The sequence below is a fragment of the Paenibacillus sp. FSL H7-0331 genome (genome assembly GCF_001956045.1).
On record NZ_MRTH01000010.1, the window covers coordinates 1 to 20,878 of the forward strand.

Annotated in this window: 18 protein-coding genes; 2 read left to right on the plus strand and 16 right to left on the minus strand. The window is 47.2% G+C overall.

All coding sequences use genetic code 11. From position 1 onward, the window contains the following. The 15 genes from BK127_RS16100 to BK127_RS16165 all read right to left on the minus strand — a co-directional run. Positions 1–2,012: hypothetical protein (locus BK127_RS16100; protein ID WP_144026474.1), on the minus strand; the 2,012-nt coding region annotated here is incomplete at its 3' end. Positions 2,013–2,073: 61 nt separating this feature from the next. Next, a complete protein-coding gene (locus BK127_RS16105) occupies positions 2,074–4,746 on the minus strand; it encodes a CARDB domain-containing protein (RefSeq protein WP_076231945.1) in 2,673 nt (890 codons plus the stop codon). Positions 4,747–4,748: 2 nt separating this feature from the next. Further along, entirely contained in the window at positions 4,749–5,975 is a 1,227-nt protein-coding gene (locus BK127_RS16110) for an S-layer homology domain-containing protein (protein ID WP_076231947.1), read from the minus strand. Between the two features lie 218 nt (positions 5,976–6,193). Further along, complete coding sequence (locus BK127_RS16115) at positions 6,194–6,580, minus strand: hypothetical protein (RefSeq protein ID WP_076231949.1); 387 nt, start codon at positions 6,578–6,580, stop codon at positions 6,194–6,196. Positions 6,581–6,638: 58 nt separating this feature from the next. Beyond that, positions 6,639–6,995, minus strand: coding sequence for a hypothetical protein (locus tag BK127_RS16120; RefSeq protein WP_076231951.1), 357 nt, complete (start codon positions 6,993–6,995; stop codon positions 6,639–6,641). Then, a complete protein-coding gene (locus tag BK127_RS16125; protein WP_076231953.1) occupies positions 6,992–7,348 on the minus strand; it encodes an alpha-helical endospore appendage domain-containing protein in 357 nt (118 codons plus the stop codon). The genes BK127_RS16120 and BK127_RS16125 overlap by 4 nt, the downstream gene beginning before the upstream one ends. 49 nt (positions 7,349–7,397) lie before the next feature. After that, on the minus strand, positions 7,398–7,688 hold the full coding sequence (locus BK127_RS16130; RefSeq protein ID WP_076231955.1) for a hypothetical protein: 291 nt from the start codon (positions 7,686–7,688) through the stop codon (positions 7,398–7,400). Between the two features lie 273 nt (positions 7,689–7,961). Beyond that, complete coding sequence (locus BK127_RS16135; RefSeq protein ID WP_076232423.1) at positions 7,962–9,314, minus strand: glycosyltransferase family 2 protein; 1,353 nt, start codon at positions 9,312–9,314, stop codon at positions 7,962–7,964. 159 nt (positions 9,315–9,473) lie between these two features. Next, entirely contained in the window at positions 9,474–10,622 is a 1,149-nt protein-coding gene (locus BK127_RS16140) for a GT-D fold domain-containing protein (RefSeq protein ID WP_256711338.1), read from the minus strand. 40 nt (positions 10,623–10,662) lie between these two features. Beyond that, positions 10,663–11,697: a CgeB family protein gene (locus BK127_RS16145; RefSeq protein ID WP_256711339.1), complete on the minus strand. Its 1,035-nt coding sequence runs from the start codon at positions 11,695–11,697 to the stop codon at positions 10,663–10,665. After that, complete coding sequence (locus BK127_RS43725) at positions 11,684–11,890, minus strand: hypothetical protein (protein ID WP_179097506.1); 207 nt, start codon at positions 11,888–11,890, stop codon at positions 11,684–11,686. The genes BK127_RS16145 and BK127_RS43725 overlap by 14 nt, the downstream gene beginning before the upstream one ends. A gap of 52 nt (positions 11,891–11,942) precedes the next feature. Further along, positions 11,943–13,133 (minus strand): CgeB family protein, encoded by a 1,191-nt coding sequence (locus BK127_RS16150; RefSeq protein WP_083689358.1) that lies wholly within the window; start codon positions 13,131–13,133, stop codon positions 11,943–11,945. Further along, complete coding sequence (locus BK127_RS16155; protein ID WP_076231960.1) at positions 13,130–13,879, minus strand: glycosyltransferase family 2 protein; 750 nt, start codon at positions 13,877–13,879, stop codon at positions 13,130–13,132. Before BK127_RS16155 ends, BK127_RS16150 begins: the two co-directional genes overlap by 4 nt. Before the next feature lie 18 nt (positions 13,880–13,897). Further along, entirely contained in the window at positions 13,898–15,028 is a 1,131-nt protein-coding gene (locus BK127_RS16160; protein WP_083689359.1) for a glycosyltransferase family 2 protein, read from the minus strand. A gap of 5 nt (positions 15,029–15,033) precedes the next feature. Next, positions 15,034–15,804: a glycosyltransferase family 2 protein gene (locus BK127_RS16165; protein WP_076231962.1), complete on the minus strand. Its 771-nt coding sequence runs from the start codon at positions 15,802–15,804 to the stop codon at positions 15,034–15,036. Positions 15,805–16,424: 620 nt separating this feature from the next. Between BK127_RS16165 and BK127_RS16170 the strand changes: the two genes are divergently transcribed. Next, a complete protein-coding gene (locus tag BK127_RS16170; RefSeq protein ID WP_256711340.1) occupies positions 16,425–17,630 on the plus strand; it encodes a glycosyltransferase family 4 protein in 1,206 nt (401 codons plus the stop codon). 99 nt (positions 17,631–17,729) lie between these two features. After that, a complete protein-coding gene (locus BK127_RS16175; protein ID WP_076231965.1) occupies positions 17,730–18,104 on the plus strand; it encodes a hypothetical protein in 375 nt (124 codons plus the stop codon). Between the two features lie 241 nt (positions 18,105–18,345). Here BK127_RS16175 and BK127_RS16180 read toward each other — a convergent pair whose 3' ends face one another. Beyond that, positions 18,346–20,736 (minus strand): exosporium glycoprotein BclB-related protein, encoded by a 2,391-nt coding sequence (locus BK127_RS16180; protein WP_076231968.1) that lies wholly within the window; start codon positions 20,734–20,736, stop codon positions 18,346–18,348. Between the last annotated feature and the right edge of the window lie 142 nt (positions 20,737–20,878).

Below are 20,878 nucleotides of genomic sequence, written 5' to 3' on the forward strand. Positions count from 1 at the left end.
CACATGTAACTTATGCCTTTAAATTCGGTATTATCGGCTGTTGAATACGGACCAAGCGTACCGGATGTAAACGTGTTATCTACCACATCCATGATGAGTCCATTTTTTTCATAGACCTTGATATGTGTGCCTGTTATTTTAATTTTGAAAGCTACCTGCTGTTCATTCGCCAGGTAGTGGCTCGCGGGTTGAGAAATTGCGGTTTTCCTACCGTTTACGATACGAAACAGTTGCACAGAATCTTTATATACTTCGACTCTATACATATTTTGGTGATTTTGAATTCGGAATCCCATACCCGCGTGATAATCAGGACCGTCCAGCTTGGAAAACTTCATATTCCATGAAATTGTACCGTTGATCACCTGTTGAGACGAAGGATTGAACAGTTGGCCGAAGGTAATAGGTTCGTTGCTGTATGGGGATTGTCCTGTACTCGGCTTGTAGCCATACGTTACGGCATAGTAGCTTCCGGACTTCGTAATAATACTGTCCGTATATCTGCTGCTGTTTCTCGGCCATTGTTTCTCTAATAGTTGTTGGTTTATTTGTACCCCACTTGTAAGGTCTATTGTTCTGGAACCTAATGACGTAGTTCCATAGCCATTCCTATACGTTGTATAATTGGGATAACCGTTTGAGGTCGCAGTGCCTTCGACCCATTCAAAAAAATCTGAAGGTTTTGTTGTCGTAACGGCACTCGTAACCAGATTTTCATAGTAGTAATTACAACCAGCAGGTGTCTCATATTCAGAGTCATAAGGCCAACAATAGGATAAAGCAACATATTTTTGGTCAGCTGATACTCCTACTCCGTTAAATCCATTGATTTTATCATGGGATACGATCTGTTTAACGATAGAAGGAAATCCAGTCTCAGCATCCCATCTGATTAAGTGCGGCTTATTTGATATTTTGACTATTGTATAATAGTACCCTTTTGAATCTCCGGCAGGTGCCCAATACCCAATATCGCCGCCATCAATACTATCTTTAGTCTCTGTGGAAACTCCAAGGATATCATCATAGCCGTTGGGTAGATAGGCGACATAGGCATACCACACAGTCGGATTATATGTAGTTATTTTGGGTTCAGCCGGGATATTGTCAAATGATTCCGTCTTATAGGGAGTAGCCATATTGTCAGGTTTAAAGGATTTAATAGTCCGCGCCGTAAGGTTAATTTCTTTGAAATCCGAATTAAACCTCATACGAGCATAGTGACCAGGCTCATCCCCATTACTGAATGTCGCTCTCTTACTGTTCGGAAAAACAGTCAGCGTAGCTCCATCGAGTTGCTGCCCGTAACCTCCCGATGCTGACGGTGATGCATTCAACGCAATCAGATCAGCAATACGATACCTCCACCAATATTCGTTATATTGATAACAAGCACATCCGGGCGTAAATCTTGGACCCACTTGAGTCCGATACAAGATTTCTCCTAAATCTTTACGCACATACAACCCTGGGACATTACCACTAACTGCAAAGTTGCCTAAAAGGATAGGTTCGTGTGTGTCTCCTACGATATGATAATTCTTCACATTACCGTCACCCGAATCACTCAAGTATTCCCCTTGACCTAAATAAAAGTATGCGCTGGAGTCATAGGCAGGTAATTTAATTTCCTTTCGATTCAAGCCAACATTTTCGGCCCCAATTGGCATAGAGAATTTACTATGGTTTCCTTTGCCCATCCTAGCGCTTATTAATCGACCATCAGCAGATGCATACCACCCATTGTTGATCCAGGACTTATCTAAGCTGGTATTCGTCCAGTTCATAAAATCGGACGCTGGGAAAGGAGTTACATTGATAGGCATGGGCTCTGTGGCAATACCTGTAGCTGTAAAGGTGGCAACCGGATTGTCATTGTTCACCTCTACCGGAAAATTCTTCGTTGCACTATCTCCAATCGCCTCAATAGGTAATGAATCTATAAAAATTGAGAAGAATACAAGAACCACCATGACGCTGTTTATCCATTTGTTTGTGCGTATCCGAGTCAATATTGCCCCTCCTATCCATGCTGAATAGGCGGGCCGATTACGATCCCACCTATTTTCAAAATTAATGTACGAGATCCGTGGGTTGTCCCGGTGCCTCAACCACACGAAGCTTGATATTAAATTTCCCTACATGCTGACCTCTCAGCTCTACGATGTGGACTCCGGTTTTCGCGATATAGAAAGATTCTGCATTAGATGAATATAGATACTCAGCTCCTATCACCAAACTATCCTCATCGATTTCAGCTGTTTCACCTTCATTAAAAATGCCATCATTGTTGCCATCATAGGTAAATGACCATAATCGCTTCACGATGATATCCTGATCAACGCTTAATCCGGTTCCAAGTACAGTAAAGGTTGCCAATCCTCGATTTGCTACATCACGTCCTGCTTTATTATTACCTGCGATATCGACAATAGGAGGCAGATCGGGTTTGACTTCTACCGTTTTGGTCGCCGATCCTGTAAGTCCCTCTGTGTCTGTGACGACAAGCGTAACCAGATAATTCCCGAGCTTAGGCGTTTTAAAATCTTTGAGTTTCCCAGATAGCGGCTGGATGTACTCAATTTCTGCTTGTGTCCCTGCTGTTTGTCCAGCTATTGGTGCTATCGTCCAGGCATACGTCAACGCCATATCTCTTGGGCTGCTGCTTTTCTCTCCGGATAATTCAATTCTCCGGCCTTCCTTCAGCCAGCCGCCTACATCAATGACAGCAACAGGCTCAGGACCGATGACATCCAGGTATGAGCAAGCTTTAGCGCTTATGCCTGATTCATTGGTTCCGGTTACGCAAACTTGGTGGGTACCTTTGACAGATGCCGTTATATTTGAATACTGCATCTTGTTTAATGGTGAGGTCCAACCCATGAAAGCTGGTAATCCTGCAAGCCAGCTTGTACTCCCTGTGAATGTCCAGCTCAGTGTCACTTTCTCGTTTTTGCTATCGGTGGCTGCTGCTTTTACAAAAACATTTTCATCCTGTACCACACTGGACGTTTTCGCTCCTGTGCTGGTTTTGTACCAATCCACTTGAACAGTAGGGGCACCTGCGACTTTGATAATTTCAAAAGGTTCGGGACCTATCAACGATATTCGGCCGCAGCTATCCTCGACGTCATACATGACGATAACGGTTCCAGCTCCGATATTACCAGGATAGGTCGTAGACCCCGCCATTTGCCACGCAAAACCTATGGTATCTTTGCCACCAACAATAGGCGTCCAGCCGTATGCGTATGCATTATTGCCCTGCGAGACTCGAAACCGCCCTGTAACGGCTGTGCAGCCATTGGCCGGATCTGTCAGTGTGACGTTAAAATCATTGGGATTCTTCCATTCGATGGTTGGGAAATGGACCTTTAGGGTTCCTTTCCATTCTCCGGGACAGCCTGCGCCTAAACTGCAGCCTCCAGGATCGGTTCCGCCACCATTACAATTGGCTGAAGCTGTAAAGGACTCGGTTTTCGTGTTGTTAGTAGTCGATTCCTCATCTAATGAATTGTCGCTATTGGCTAAAACTGTGATTCCCTTCGTTCCTGGAGCTGAAAATTGATAGGTGAACGTCCCATACTCCGTGGTAGTTCCTATCCCATTAAACGTATGGGTAATGATCTCCACTCCATCGGCTGAAATTTTGACTTTAAACGGGCTGGATGTAGCTGGGCCGCTGTTCGTGATGGAATACTTGAAGGTGGCACTTTTTCCGGCTTCGATGCAAGAAGATCCTGTTAAGGTAGGAACAGTTAAATCTACTTTGGCTGTAGGTGCTGCTGTGTAGGCTACGGCTTCGAGTTTGGGGTATTTGTAGACGTAGCCGGTTAGTTTGATTTTCCAGTTGCTGTACCAAGTTAAAATCCGACCATCAGGCGTGTCCTCCGGATCTTCGTCTGGATATGTTGAAAATAGCGTGGTAAAGTTGAATCGGAATTTTTTTGTAGGGATATCAATATAGTCGGTCGATAAGCCACTTATATTAGCAGCAGTTAAGGTTCCTAAATCATCAAGTTGAAAATCGGTAGTATTGAATTCTAGATGTACGGCATCATTAAAATTTAGTTTGATTGTAGGAGCACTTAATACGCTTAATTCGGGTACATTTAAGGTCCCTTCTCTGTAATCGTAGGCACTATCACAATACTGTACTGTAGACTCGTATCCGGAGGGATACGCTGGAAGTGTTGGACCATAAGGCATTCCTCGTTTGTGTTGAAGGCAGGAAGTAGGTGGTGGGAAATCATAAACAGCATTGTCTTTGTTTCTATAAAATCGATGTGTTAATCCCCCATCTGCTGCTGAATCATCGTAATCGAACATCCATACCTTTTTGTTTGGATCTCGGAACCACTGAAAAGAACCGTCATCAAGTTTTACGTAGTTGTTTGTACCAACTATGATTTGACCTTGCTGCTGTAGGGGGGTTGCTGCTTTATATTTATTGCCACCTACGCTGATCATTTGCTGCAAAACTGTGTGCGTATTCGCATCCCTAAGTTCCACCTTGGTTATGGGATCGCCTGAAGGATTGGAAATCGTAACCTCTTTGGGTGTTACGCTTTGCTGTTTGGAACCAAATGAGCCATCAGGCATCGTAAAAAGCATATCTACGCTATCGTAATCGACAACTTGGGCAGACAATGGTCCAGCAGCCTCGACTTCATCCGGATCAAAGAGAAATAAATAATTAGATAGGATCAGGGATAAAACTACAGTTATATATAAGAGTCGCTTCACCTCTATTTGCCTCCCAATGATTTGTCAATTACAGATTCATAAACAATAAAAGTCCCCTTTTCCCCCAAACCTTGTGCTGGGTTTTTATACACACTAAACCCATTTTTATCTATACCCTTCATTTTAGGAACTAATTGTCCAGTTACGAGTCTTACATCATGAGTACCTGCAGGTAATGTAGTCCGTCCGAATTTAATTACAGGACCCTCTCCGGCTGATTCAGCATAAGGAGTAACATCTAGTAACATCCCATCTTTACCGATGTTATCCCCTGTAATATATAAATTAGTTAAACTCAAATATGAATATAAAAAACCTTTTAACGGCGTTTCGCTTTCTACGTAAAAATGATCAAAGGACAAAAATGCATAGGCATTAGTTGGCACATCCTGGGTTGCTGTACGTTCATTTCCCACTTTCATAATCCAACGCATAGTATCTGGAATCAGCTTGCGGTTAGGATCGGTAGGATCACCCATATCAACGACGATATATTTTTCTGTTTCGGAATATCCTTTGATCCCCTCATAGCGAATCTTATCAAATTCAAATGGTATGTTATTTTCAATAGCCCATCCAAAGTATTCAGGGGCCATCGTAGAAGCATTCGTCTTATGCCAGAGGATCTCAGCCGCCGAAGTCGCATACTTGTCCGATGGCAGCTTTTCCCCAGCTTTAAGCTTCAGCATCCGTTCAATAACCGTGATCGCCTGCGCTCTCGTTGTTGGTTGATCCTCACCGATCGTTCCTTGATTATCCAAGCCATTGATAATGCCTTTACTTGTTGCCAAATACATCCACTTTAAAGCGTCTGTGTTCTTCTCTCCGGCGCTTCTAACGGCTATCCTGGCCATTTCTTCTCGTGTGATGGGGGTATTGATATCCCCACTTGTATAGTCCTCGTAGTGATGGATACCGTTCGTTACAGCTGACTCGATAAATGGCTCGTACCATGGTTTGTCTGGTGCCGCTAACGTCTTCAAGCTCATAGCTGTAATTGCCATTTTAATGAATTCAGCTCTGCTCACATTTTGCTCCGGTTTAAAGGTTTCATCTGCATATCCGTCGACATAGCCTTTTTTCACTGCAATTTGGACATCTGTCTCTGCCCAGTGTCCACGAATATCTTTAAAGTTAATCGAGGCAGCTGCATGGATCGTAGCCGTAGGTAGCGAGACGGTGAATGCTGTTAGTAAAGTAACGGTTGTTAACGATTTTAATAGTTTCATAGGATATTGCCTCCATTATGGTATCGATTATGTATTTGTGGAAACCAGGATTTAAACAAAAATAGCACCCCAAACCTAAGGTAAAAAAAACCTCGAATGGCGGTGCTTCCGACATAATATTATGAAATTATTTGAAATCATCCAATATTTACCTGCAATAGTTCGATTATACAAGAATTTGGATTATTTATGCAACAGTAAAATTTAGTTTCCATCCGTTACTTGGGATCCAATTCACCATAAGCCTGCTCCAGGCCATCCTCAGAGCCCTTGGCATGGCCTACTTTAAATCCTTCCTCGTACCCGCTGTTGAAGCCTTTGTTATACTCCTCACTATACGCTGCCTCTTTATGCGGGCCGGCTTTAGGGCTATTGACCTTGCGTCTGGAAGTACGGATTTTGCCCCTGCTCAGTCGCTTTCCAGAGCGGCCTGACACCGTTTTTTTTGCAGCGATTGCCTTTTTTGTAGAAGCAGTTTTTGGGGCAGAGACTTTTTTACCGATTGCTTTTTTTCGGCTGGAAACCGATTTCTTAGCACGGATGCGCTTGCTGATTGTGAGCGGTTTGCGAACGGATCGACGCTTTCTGGATGCAGTCACTCCCATTGCCAGTGTTCCTCCCCTCTAGTTCAGACTGTTTCCCTTGATCTTCCTTGTTGCATCTCTATTCCTGTATACCTTGGCGTAATTCCGTTACATGTTCGTGGTTCAGCCATGGTTTGCCATTATGTCCTCGAACTCGTACTCTGCGCCGAATTGTAATTCCGGTAATTTTGGCTGTAAGCTGTCGTTGGTAATTACTGATCTGCTGAATATTGTCAACAACGCGCTGTACGGTCTCTTTCGGGTTCGTAGTAATGCTCTCAGAGCTGATATGGGCATCTGCAGATTTCTGGGTAAGGTCTGCAACAGCTTCTAGTATTTGGGTAAGCGCACGCTGACTTCTCGCAATGGAGGTTAGCATATGCATTTGTATGCGCTGTTCATGGGTGTAGGCTGGAGCGTTGGGCCGGTCCGTCATTTGAAGCTCCCACCCAGATTGAACAAGTCGCCCATACCACCGCCGCCAGAACCCGAGCCACCGCCCATCATATCTTCCTCTTCTTTTTGATTTAAAATAATGGTGAGATTTTTGGCCAGTGCACTTTCCATCTTCGTAAGTCCGTCAATCAGTTCGATTAATTGATCATGAACATCCATCGTTTCCTTCACTTGCTGAGCATGATCCTCATAGGCAGAGAGGTTGAGACGATTACATATCCAATGACGCGACTTTACTGCTTCAATCGCCTTCGCTTCCAAAATTATGGCTATATTCAATTGGAACTTGGCCGCTGCTGTCATCATCCGATTAAACGATTCCGGTCTGCTCAAAGCACTACCTCCTTAACTGTACAATGTATACTACCAGATGGTCTGCGATTTATTCGTCAGCAGCCTGATCTCCCATTTCCTTCATCACACTGCTCAAATTTTCCGCCAAAGCATCTTCTAAATCGGCCAAGCTATTTAAATAGGCGGTAACACTTTTTGTAATAAGAAGAGAGTGCTCCATCAGCGACTGAATTTCGCCAAGGTTCGGATCTACTGTTGAGACTTGATGATTAAGCGATGATAAATGAACAACCACATGCCGCTTGGCCTCAATGATATTCGCCATTTGCTCCTGCGAGTTGGCCATATGATGAATCATCTCCGTGATTTGATTTTGCACCCTTTACCCCTCCTCAGAGCTTCCGTAGGAAGCTGACCTCGTTAGCATTTACTTAGTACTTCCTTCGTAAGCTATCGCAGAACTTTTTCCAGGGAAGCTAACCTTGTTAGCATTGTTTAAAGCTATTCGCTGAAAAGCTAATTAAGAAAATCGGATATCATCAGAAGCTGCTTAGAGCTTTCTTGTAAAAAATGGACTTCTCACAATCGCACGGTATCTCCTGTAGCCTATGCCGAAGTAATTAGGAAAGCCACTCTTTCCACTGCCCAAACCTTAAATATTGTCCGATCTCAGCGTAATTGGAGCAATAATTGGCAGTCCTATCGGCATGCTGCTTAACTGAGAGTCATTCGTAGCTACCGGCTTTTGGCGATCGAATCCCCATACTGATATAGCAAGCTCGGATACAATCCTTCTCAGCCGCCCGCCCTCATGAAGGAACAATTGTCCATCCCGCTTTTGAAGCAGAGTCCCTTCCTGCACGCCTGAGCTTGGATCAGCCATTGCATGAGCACGATTACGAACCTCATCAGCATGTATCCCATTTCCGCGTATACATCCCCTCAGCTCCACATGCGATAGACGGGCTGGGGATACTGGCAAACTGTCCGTTCCCGTCAAAAGGCGACGTACGCCAGCATGCAGCTCATAGACAGTACCCCGGTTTCCCTGCACAACGGCATGATCCGGGTAGTAATGAATCATCGATCTCCGTTCTCCATTGGCAGGCAAGCCCTCCATTTCAGATATGAGCTGGTCCACACTACCCCATTTTTTAGCATAATAGTCAAGGTTGCGTCCATATACCTCTCCCATCTCCGAACCGAGCGCCTTCATGCTCACACTGCCGACATGATGAATAAAAGAATCGCCTGCGATCACAAGATCCAAACCAAGCAGCCGAACCCTGAGGCAAAAATCATCGTCCTCACAATTCCCGATCAGGAAGCCTTCATCAAAATAACCAAGCCGCTCGAACAAATCCCTTCGGAAAAGTAGACAAAAACCGGTGATCCGAGCTGTTTTTTTCCAGCGAAGCGGATCGGGTCGATTAAATTCTGCAGCAAAACGGTGCATTTCCTCCAATGATGTATACGAGGTGGCAACCAGCTGCTCCCCGCTAATATAGTTCGTCATGGGACCTACTAGGCCGAATCGTTCATCACTATCGAGACAGCGATGCAGGTTAGTCAACCAGCCTTGTGTAACCACTGTATCGTTATTAAGCAGCAGCAGCCTGGACCCTCTGGCCATTTTCATGCCCTGATTCACTCCACCGGCGAAGCCGATATTATCCGGATTGATCCGGTAACGTAATTTACCTGCCATCGTCCGCAGATAATCTGCTGTACTGTCGGTTGAAGCGTTGTCGATCACAATGATTTCGTGAGGCTCAGGTGTAAACTGACTGATGCTTTCGATGCACTGCCGCAGCAGCTCACCTTGATTAAAGGTCGGGATAATGATACTTGTGCCCTCGAACATAACGGTGAAAGAAGCTGCACCTGCAGTAACACCTGAAGGATAACCGATACCATAGCCTGCCTGATAACCGGCAAGATATCCCAACCTGTATCGAGCAGATACCTTGGAAATCTTCAATTTACGTCGCGATTTCCTGTTCATCAATGGCGCTTTCCGCCTGCGCGAAGAACGTTTGGCTTTCCTTATCGTAAGAACGGCTTTCCGCTTTCTTATAGCCTTTTTACGTCCCCTGGTCATCCGGAGTATGACCTCCTTCCGGTTGGTATGATGTTGTATAGCTGGGCTCTACAGCCCGTTGTTTCAATACAAGGTTTCTTTGCGGGTTGCCAGCTCATCTGCCAAATGGCCAAAATCGATAGCGACCTTGCCCATCTCGGTTGCGATTCGCTGTGCTATCGTGACTGCTGACACCCCTGCTGATATAAGTGCAAGATCAAAGTCATGACGGGATACCTCCGCCATCACACGCGGGATATCCCTCACTCCATGTACCGGAGTAACAATACCGCTAACCGTCATACCTTGCTCCGTCAGGACAGTAGATAACGTTTCTGCCATATTGCCTACAAGCAGTATCCGACTTCCCCGTAACAGTCCTGCAAGTCGTCCTTCTTTAAAAATATAATAGTTGACAAGGGAGTGAGTCAGGCTCAAGTTATGGTAGTCGACACCATGTGCGCGCAGCGCTTGGAAAGCCATAGGCTGATAGGTGAAATTGCGAAGCTTCGGAATGCCAACCACAGTCGCCTGCTTCAAGGAGCTAATGAGTTGATCTCTTGCCGCCAAATCCGGGACATCGACTCCGGCATAGCTGAGAAACTTCCCTTCCTCCTTCACCTGATCAATGCTGAGTATGGTTTCCTGCGCCATCGTCAACACTTCGCCATCCCCAATGCGCACAAGGGAAAAGGGAGTTTTGGTATCCAGTGCATGACGCAGACGATGAGTAATTTGCTCTGCATTTTGCAAAATAAAAAATTGTGAATGCAGCTGCCCGATCCCCGCTTCAATAATATGCCTGATTGATATTTCAGGTAGAATCGCATCGAATGGCAGCAGCGAATCGACAATTCCGTCGCCTCCTGCATACAAGCCTTCCTTATGTCCATCACGGTGTCCTTGATTATAGCTCTGCTCGTGGATCCGCTCGTGGATCAGGCTGTTGGAGTTCTTGGACTGGCCATCCTGATATCCGGACTGATAGCCCTTGGAATGCGATTCATCCAGCATCTGATTGACTATGGACGGACGGAACCGTTTGGTATTATCCGCTTTTCCTCTGCTGAGGGTTCTTCTCCCTGTTTTATTTAAATCTTTACTACGTTTTCCACCGGGCTTCCTCTTCAGCTTGAATGTCGACTTATGCGTGCCTCGGAGCTGCTTGCCATAAGAAGAGGTTTTACCCCCTGCAGGCTGCTTACTAACCTTTCGTTTTACCTTTATTTTCATAGTTTCAACACCTCATCATCGTCACATTGTGTGCAGCTGTTCATGACAGAAAGGCAGCATGCAGCAGCTCTTGAAGCCGTGAGCTATACGTGTGCTCCCGTACTGTTCGTGCCAGTCCGTTCAACGCTATTCGTCTGCGCTGCTGCTCATTCTGCAAGTAATACTCGATTTTATGGGCAAGCTCCTCCGGGGAAGCAAACGTCTCGATCTCCACACCCGGTGTATAAAATGTCTCCAGTCCTCCTCTGGCATCGACCAGTTGAAGGGTTCCTACAGCGCCAATTTCAAACGTGCGCGGATTGGGCGAGATTGCTGGTATCCTTCGCTGATTGGCATTGATCTCATCATCATCAAAAGCGCGATGACAGTTAATAACGATCTTGGCACCCGCATAGCAATTGACTGTATCCTCACTTGTCAGCCAAGCGGCATCTCCACGAATAAACGGCTGCAGCAGCGAATAGCGCTCCAGCCGTTCCCACCACCTGCCGGCAATTAACGTTTTTTTCGATGCCAGCAGCGGAGCGATCGCATCAAATAAGGTGATGCGATTGCGATAGCCGCTTCCCAAAAAACAGATATCATTATGGAACTCGGAAGCAACTCGCTGAGGCTTGTATATATGTGTGGATACCGCCAAAGGAATAAAGTGGACGTTTGGGCATCCAAGGCCGCGATACCATTCAACACAGTTCAACTCCTGCGTAAACACGATATCGTAGTTCAGAGCAATCGCTCCGGACAAATCGGCGTAGTAAGGATCATCCGTGAACCAGACAGCCGTGCGATGGCCTCGCTGACGAAGCAGTTGAATGGTCTCGGCGGATACATAATCCATACCATTAAACACGAGTACGAGGTCAGGCTTCATAGTCTGAGCTATTAAGGCCACATCATCAAAAGGAGTAGCTACTCGCAGCTCAGAGACAAGCTCATGCAAGCTAAGCAGCAGTCCGCGTTCTATCGTTGCATAGGGATCTCCCTGCCCGGAAACGACAAACATAAGCCGCCACTGTCTGGTTCGCAGAGGTTCCTTACGCTGATTGCTGCGTATGACCGTCTCACAGCTTCCCAAATGATACCCCTCGGATATACCAAGCGGATAGGCTGTTTTCCAGCCCTGGCGAAAGCCCGCGCTCATTCTCTCTATAGGTTTCTTTATAATCCTTGAAGCCTTCGTGATCCTTGAACCTCTTCGTATCCTTGAATTTCTTAAGCTCCTTGAAGTCCTCGAAATTCCTGAGCCTACTCGCCTTCGTATTCTCCATGAATGTTTGCTTTTTCCCGCAGCCTTCATCGTCATCTCCCCCCTTTCCGCTATTATGGGAACAGTAGCTGCAGCATCGTCAGCAGCCTTTTGCTGTAAGTATGCTGCTCCATCGTACGGCGCAGCCCACGAAACGCAATAGCCTCCCGCTCTTCATCATGCTCCAGATAATAGCTGGCTTTTTCAATAAAATCCTGCGGCGACTCATAGGTTGCAATCTCTCGTCCGGGTACGTATAGCTGCGGCAAATCCGTTCGTGAATCCGTTAGCTGAAAAGCACCGCTTGCACATATTTCGTACGTACGAGGATTGATTGAATGTCCAATAATGCCTCTACTATTAAAGTTAGCGGGGTCTTGATCCGAGCGGTGCAGATTGATGACGATCTTTGCTCCGTTATAAAAGCTCGCTGTTTCCTCAGGAGGCATCCAATTGATGTTCGGTTTGATTTTATCCCTGAGCAGCTCGTAATTTCCCAGACGGTCCCACCACCAGCCAGCGATCATCGTCTTTTTCTGAGCCAAAAAAGGGGCTACCTGTTCAATAAACGCGATACGATTCCAAAATCCGTTGGCTATAAAACAAATATCGGTATGATAGGTCATCTCTACTCTCTTCGGCGCATACAAGTGCATCGCTGCAGCAAGCGGAAGGTAATGAACCTGCGCACAGCCGAGCTCTTTATACCAGGCAACACAATTCATCTCATGTGTAAACACGATGTCATAATGCGGGGCAAGTACAGCACTAATGTCTGAATGATACGGATCGTCTACCGTCCATACGACCGTTCGAATCCCCTGCGCCCGCAAAGCGTCAACCTGTGCAGAAGGGAATCGGGTTCCGTTTAAGGCGATAACCAGATCAGGGCGAAGCTGTGCTGCCATCGAAGCAGCATCCTCTCCCTCATGAAGTGGGGTGACCACCCTGACTAATTTTTGGAGGGCTGCAATAATCCCATCATCAAGGGAAACAAAACCTTCCTTCACATAAAAAACGTGTACATCCCAATGAGCCTCCGGTTCCGGGGCTCCCTTACCCATAACTGCCTCGCAGCCTCCCAGATGAAACCCGTATTGGGTCCCATGTGTGTAGCCATCCCGTCGACCTATTTCATAACCATTGGTTATAGGGTTGTGCGGAATGATCGATTGGATCTTCCGCCTGATTTTCCATCGGGTTTTCTTTCCGCTCTTCAATTTTGATTTGAGCGCTACTTTACGTACACTTCGCTTCGTTTTCAAGCCGTATCGCCCCCTTCGATTCTCACGAAGCTTCGGGGATCAACACCCCACTTTTGCACAAATTTATGCTCGTTTGGGTTATCCTGATTTAGGACCTGCTGGTTGTCTTCTTTATTATGACTGGCATTACCCAGATCAAATACAAACGTATCGCCGGCCATCAGTAAGCGATAACCACTCAAACGTGCCCTGTAACAGTAATCATCTTCAAAGTAACCTGGTGGAAACTGTTCGTCGAGAAAGCCAATACGCTCTACAAGCTCTCTTTTGATTAAAAAGCAAAATCCAGCCAGTCTTTCAACCGACTGCCATTTCCGTGAATCGGGTAAGTTGATCATTTCGGGCGAATGCTTAGGGGTGCTAATTGGCATATCCGCCATTTGCTTACTGCTTGTAGGACGGGTTACAGGGCCAACAATTCCGATCTCCTCACTGCTGTAAAGGCAGTTCAACAGGTTGGAGAGCCAACGGGGAGAAGCCACAACATCATTGTTCAGCAGCAGCAGCGCATCTCCACTGCCGAGATGCAGTCCCAGATTGTGCGATCTCGTAAATCCACGACTGGACGGAGTAGAGATGAAGCGTACCTGCTGCTGGCGGCAGTACTCGACGGAGCCGTCCGTGGAACCGCCGTCGACCACAATAATTTCGTAGGGGATATCAGTATATTTCTGAATGGAATGAATACATCGCCGCAGTAAAGGAAGTCCGTTTCTATTAGAGATAATCATACTCGTCATCTTCATTCTTGTGAGCCTCCTTCCTTACGCCAGATAAGATCTTTTTCGAATGAGATCGGTAAAGGACAGCCTTGCCCCGCCCAGTTTCTGTACGGCATGGAGCGCTTCAATATGATCCCCGATGATCATATCGGACACAGAATTATGTGCACCTGCGTTATGTTGATTGACTCTGTTTGTTGTAATCACATCTACACTCCAAGGAGCGGTTACAACCAGTCCTTTGGCAAGTGCCAGCGCCTGGGCTTTAGGCGGCACCATCAACTGCTCTATGCCAATCGTATCCAGAGCTTTGCGCGATAATGCATGAGGCACCGCTGTTAGCGAATCGGCACCCAGATCAGATCGACACAGCGAGACATTGATCAGCTTTTTCACCTTACTAACCCCATCCCAATGCGTATATGTCTTCAGGTAAGGCGAGATGTGATTCAGTGCCACGTCCGCCCCCCGCTCAATAGCAGCTATAAACGGAATCAATTGTTCAGCAGCAACGGTCATATCGCCATCCACATACAGAACAATATCAGCACCCGTAAGCTTTGACCCAACAGCCCGACCCACATCATAGCCCAAAGGCTCGGAGTAATGGACAACTATCGCATTCGATCCTTTTCGAACCTTCTGGAAGGTCGAATCACCAGAGCCGTTCACGACGACTATGATTTCCTCCAATGGCATCCGTTGAAGCTGATGCAGCACGTTCATCACCGTTGCTTCCTCATTCATTACGGAGATCACGACGCTCACTGTACGCTGGGTTGGGAGCAGCATCCAGTCTTTAACATTAATGCCTGACACAAGACTGTAACCAATAAGATAACCTTTTACCGCTTCCCAATAATGCTTCCATGCTCTATCGTTAAATGGTTTCTGCTTGATTCTCGTCACCCATAGGTCATTTAACAATTTTTTCTGGTTGCCGTCCTCAGGCTTTGGATCATGCAGCGCATCTTCTCGACCTGCTTGTTCGCCCCACGCTTTCCAATCTACAGGAGTACGAGGCAATGATCGCAGCGCAAATTTTAACGAGCTTTTTTTACTCCTCGGCCGGAGCGCTCCCAGTGGACGTCTTAACCGGCCATTCCGGCTCGAGACAGCTTTTCGCTTCATGCTGCTTTCAGCAATAATACCCTTACTTTTGCGAAGCTTCATATTTATCACCTCACCAGCTCTCTCTTTCTGCCCATATCTGTTTTACCGTAACGTTCCCCATGCTGTAGTGTCAGCCAATAAATGGCCTCCAGATGATCTCCTACTATTAAATCGCCAACGGGATCCAGCTTTCGACTTTTACGACGCAGCGGATTCAGCTTCAATACGTTAATATAATGAACAGCCTCCATACGGAGCTTGGTCGCATGGGCTATCGCCTGTGATTTAGGTGGCACAGCCAGATTCTCTGCTTCAATCTCGTGTAATGCCTTTCTGCTAATGGCATGGGGTATCGTCGTCATCGAAGCCCCTTTCAAGTCAGCTCTGCCTAATATTGCATTCAAAGCATGCTTGGCAGCCACAACCTGATGGATCTCTTTTCGGTTTGTTAGCCCGGAGTAGCTATTCAGCGCCACATCGACTCCATCACTCACAGCTTTCACAAAAGGCCGCAGCTCACGTGCCGAAATGACCATATCCCCATCCAGAAACAGGATCACATCACCCTTAGCCACCCTCGCCCCGATGCTTCTGCCAACATCATGTCCCAACTGCTCCTTGAACTCGATTACGATTGCACCAAGTCTTCTGGCCAACTGCTTCGTCCCATCCTTGGAGCCATTGCATACGACAATAACCTCGCAAGCCTTATGAACGGCATAAGCTTGTTGGATAACGCGCGCCAATGTTCTTTTCTCATTGAATACCGGAATGATAATCGAAACCTTAGGCTTCGAGGCATTTCGGACAAGAGTTTGTCGCAGCGGCTTTTTCATGAATTCCCAACTCCTGTTCCAGGCTAGTAGTCTCTTCTCCTTCTCCATCTTATGTCTATCCGTCAGGTGAAACAGGGCATTCGTTCCATAGGCCGTAAAATCGGGCGAAAAGCCCGTCCAGAACCAAACATTGAAGAAGACTTTCCTTCCCTTCGCCATAGTCAAACGCCGTTTTTTACGAGTAGGGGTCAAGGGTCTATAAGTCGTTCACTACGCCTGCATAGTATGGAGTCAAGTGCATATCCACTGCTGCCTTCTATCCGTCCCACAAGCTGGTTTGCGCATACAAAGCCTCGTTGAAAAGCAGGTATTCTATAAGAATGCCAACAAATGCTTCCCCGGAAAGGGTGACAATCATGACTTTAGCCATTAAAGTAAGGAAGAAAAAGAGGTCTCTGGCAGCAGCCGATCGTTCCGGTAAAAAGCTTAAAAGAAAACTCAGACTTAGAAGAAAAAAACACAGAATCAAAACCCGATTAAAAGGGAAATTAAAATTAAGAAGGTTAAAACGAAAAGGCAAGCTGAAAGTTAGACGAAAAATCAGAATGAAACGTAAAAAAGGCCTCCGTAGGAGAAAATGGAAGCTTTCAAGAAAACACAGAAGATTCAAGAAAAAAAGATTGAAAGCCAGACGAAAGAAACGTTCTCCTGTCCCTCCACAGGCAGCTGTTGTAGAAGCAGTCCCACCACCGGCTGCGCCTCCCTCTGTCGGACCAGGAAATGCACCCGGCATTAACTTGATTGGTTTTATCCGTGCTGAAATTGGGCTTGGAGAATCTGCGCGTCTGGCGGCTCGGGCGATTCAAACAACGGATGTCCCTTTTGGCATCCTCGACTTCCCCTTAAATGTCGCAAGCCGTATGGACGATACGACCTGGGCTCATAAAGAAACGCAGCATCCCGCTTACAATACAAACATCCTTCATATGAATGGCGATTCCCTTCTTCATGCACAAATGCATTTTGGTCAAGAACTTTTTCAAGGTCGCTACAATATCGGATTTTGGCACTGGGAGCTGCCCGACTTCCCGGACGAAAACTTGCCAGGATTTGATCTGGTCAATGAGGTTTGGGTACCGACCAGCTTCGTACACGAATCCGTATCCAAAAAATCTCCGGTACCTGTCGTCCGTATTCCACATGGAATCGAAGTCGAGGTTTCGCCGGACATTAACCGAGACACGTTTGGACTTCCGAGCAACCAGTTCCTCTTTTATATGATGTATGACGTTCAGAGCCATACAGCGAGAAAGAACCCTCAAGCTGTCATTGAAGCATTCAAGCTTGCTTTTGAAATGAATAATCCGAATGTCGGCCTTGTCTTGAAAATCAATAATATGAGCTTCCAGCCTTCAGATCTGGAGGGACTGCGAGAGCTGGTCAGTGGACACAGCAATATATATATCATCGATCGTATTCTATCACGTGTAGAGGTTAATTCCTTGCTTCAATGTACAGACTGCTTTGTTTCCCTGCACCGTTCGGAGGGCTTCGGACTTGGTCTCGCGGAAGCGATGTATTTGGGGAAACCGGTCGTTGCAACGAACTGGTCAGGTAATACGGACTTTATGAACCCAACCAATTCCTGTCCCGTTAATTATCAGCTCGTACAGGTAGGCCAGGATTGGGGACCTTATAAAGCCTATCAAACTTGGGCAGAGCCTGATGTGCATCATGCAGCACAGCTCATGCATAATCTCGTTAACAATCCGGAATGGCGCCATTCGATAGCTGCTAATGGTCAACAGACCATCCGCAACGAGTATTCGCCACAAGTAGTAGGCCAAATGGTTAAAGAACGTCTGCGAAGTCTCGGATTAGTCTAGCTGCTTGAAAATGTAGGAATACCCTCGGAGTAATGCCCGAACAAGTCCCCCTCTCGCTGCATTTACTATTATATGTAAAGCGGGAGGAGGTGAATTACTATGGCAGTTACTGTATACTCCACCGGCTCTATTTCTAACAAATTGCATGTGGGCGACCATATTCGAGTTAATGTCGATAACAGAACGGAAGCTATTCAAACATTCCGTGCCTTGCTGTGGAACACATCGAATGGTCTCAGCCCCAAGATTCTGCTTGACGAAGTGCTCGCAACTGTCGGAGCCAACGGCGCGGTCAATTTCCGATTGACGGCAACTGCAGTTGCGCACGATGCATTCGAAATCGAAGTACGCTTATCCGATGCACATATGACAGTTGTGTTGGATGATGGCACGGGCGGTTTGAGATTGAAGCATAAGCTTCCTATTCTTCCGGGTGAATTCTTCGTCGATTTTGATCCGAACGGCAGCGTGTAAGTTCATACACTGCAAGACCGAATGATCGCCATATGGCGGTCATTTTTTTGTCGTATTGATATAATCATCTTATCTGACAATGATGAGCGGTTGCATTCCCCCGTAACAACACGATACGGGTGCCTGGAGCAAAAAAAGAACAAGCTTATTGGCTTGTTCTTCAGAAATACTTTTATTGTATGGCTTATACTCGACTCTAGGAATCTGGCTCTACTGAGCATTTGCAATACCAAAATATTAACTATTCGATAGTTATACCCGCACTCGCATAACCTGGTACAACAACAGCGATATTAAGACTTCCAACAGGTGCCACTACCGAAAATACCATTAACAGACGATTTCCTTGACTTACTGGTATACTCAATCCAGTTAAAGAACCCGTACTAATTGTAGGAGGAATTATAAATGTTATTAGTGCAGGTGTAAGAGCTGGAGCTAATGTGACTAAAGTGCCTGGAATTGCAACAAAACTATTATTAGGTGTAGTGGAAATATATAATTCTGCTGTAACGTTTAATGGCCCAAGTGCCAGAGCAGTTATTGCTAAAGGAGTACTGAAGTACGCTGTGATTCCTGTAATCGTCCCGGCACGAGGAACAGAAAATGCAAAGTTAATAAGAGTGCCACCTGCGCCAGTGAGATCTATTGTACCGCCAAGAACATTAGCATTGGTCTCCGATGATCCAAACCCAATCAGCCCTGTTGTACCCGCAGCTCCCAACAAAGCAGAAACCAGTGAAACTGGAAGCCCTGATGCATATGGAATAATAGCACCCGTACTTGGTCCTTGATTGCCTTGCGGGCCTTGAGTTCCTTGGACTCCTGTTGCTCCTTGTGGTCCTTGGGCTCCTTGGACTCCTGTTGCTCCTTGTGGCCCTTGGGCTCCTTGGACTCCTGTTGCTCCTTGTGGGCCTTGGACTCCTTGCGGGCCTGCTGTTCCTTGATCGCCTTGTGGGCCTTGAGCTCCTTGGACTCCTGTCGCTCCTTGTGGACCTTGGACGCCTTGTGGGCCGGCTGTTCCTTGATCGCCTTGTGGGCCTTGAGCTCCTTGGACTCCTGTTGCTCCTTGTGGACCTTGGACGCCTTGCGGGCCTGCGACTCCTTGTGTGCCTTGTGGGCCTTGAGCTCCTTGGACTCCTGTTGCTCCTTGCGGACCTTGGACGCCTTGCGGGCCTGCTGTTCCTTGATCGCCTTGTGGGCCTTGAGCTCCTTGGACCCCTGTTGCTCCTTGTGGACCTTGGGCTCCTTGGACTCCTGTTGCTCCTTGCGGACCTTGGACGCCTTGTGGTCCTGCAACTCCTTGAGTGCCTTGTGGGCCTTGTGCTCCTTGAACTCCTGTTGCTCCTTGCGGGCCTTGTACGCCTTGAGGTCCTGCGGCTCCTTGATCACCTTGTGGGCCTTGCGCCCCTGTTGCTCCTTGTGGGCCTTGTACGCCTTGAGGTCCTGCGGCTCCTTGATCACCTTGTGGACCTTGCGCCCCTGTTGCTCCTTGTGGGCCTTGTACGCCTTGTGGTCCTGCAACTCCTTGAGTGCCTTGTGGGCCTTGTGCCCCCTGAGGCCCTACAATTCCTTGATCACCCTGTGGGCCTTGTACGCCTTGAGGTCCTGCGGCTCCTTGATCACCTTGTGGACCTTGTGCCCCTGTTGCTCCTTGTGGGCCTTGTACGCCTTGGGGGCCTGCGACTCCTTGTGTGCCTTGTGGACCCTGTGCCCCTGTTGCTCCTTGTGGGCCTTGTACGCCTTGTGGGCCTGCGACTCCTTGAGTGCCTTGTGGACCCTGTGCCCCCTGAGGTCCTACAATGCCTTGATCACCCTGTGGGCCTTGTACGCCTTGTGGGCCTGCAGCTCCTTGATCACCTTGTGGACCCTGCGCCCCTGTTGCTCCTTGCGGGCCTTGTACGCCTTGAGGTCCTGCGGCTCCTTGATCACCTTGTGGACCCTGTGCCCCTGTTGCTCCTTGCGGGCCTTGTACGCCTTGTGGGCCTGCGACTCCTTGAGTGCCTTGTGGACCTTGAGGTCCTACAGCTCCTTGAGTGCCTTGTGGGCCTTGAGTTCCTTGAGCACCTGTTACTCCTTGAGTGCCTTGTGGACCTTGAGCTCCTGTTGCTCCTTGTGGGCCTTGTACGCCTTGAGTGCCTTGTGGGCCTTGAGGTCCTTGAGGTCCTCCTGAAGGTCCTTGAGCACCTTGAGCACCTGTTGTTCCTTGAGTACCTTGAGCACCTGTTGTTCCTTGAGTACCTTGAGCGCCTGTTGTTCCTTGAGTACCTTGAGGTCCTTGAGGTCCTTGGACGCCTGTAGCTCCTGTAGCTCCTTCGCCATAAGGACCTGTTGCTCCTTGAGGCCCTTGAGTGCCTTGAATGCCTCGAGGTCCTTGAGGTCCTTGAGCGCCTGTTGCACCAGTTCCTCCTTCGCCATAAGGACCTGTTGCTCCTCTTGGACCTCTTGGACCTGCAGGACCCGTTTTACCCGTCAATCCGGTCTTACCTGTCAGACCTGTTTGACCAGTCTGACCTGTCTGTCCCGTCTGTCCTGTCTGACCTGTCTGACCTGTCTGTCCAGTCTGACCTGTCTGACCTGTCTGACCTGTCTGACCTGTCTGACCGGTTTGGCCCGTCTGTCCATCTGCCATTTCATTTACCCCTTTCTTATGAATCTAATAAAGTATATGAATTTGATTTTTTATGGATACGGTAAATGACTCAGGCTATTAATATAAAATGACATAAAATAGAAAAAAAGGGCTTTGTTAACCATGCACTTCATGAATCGGT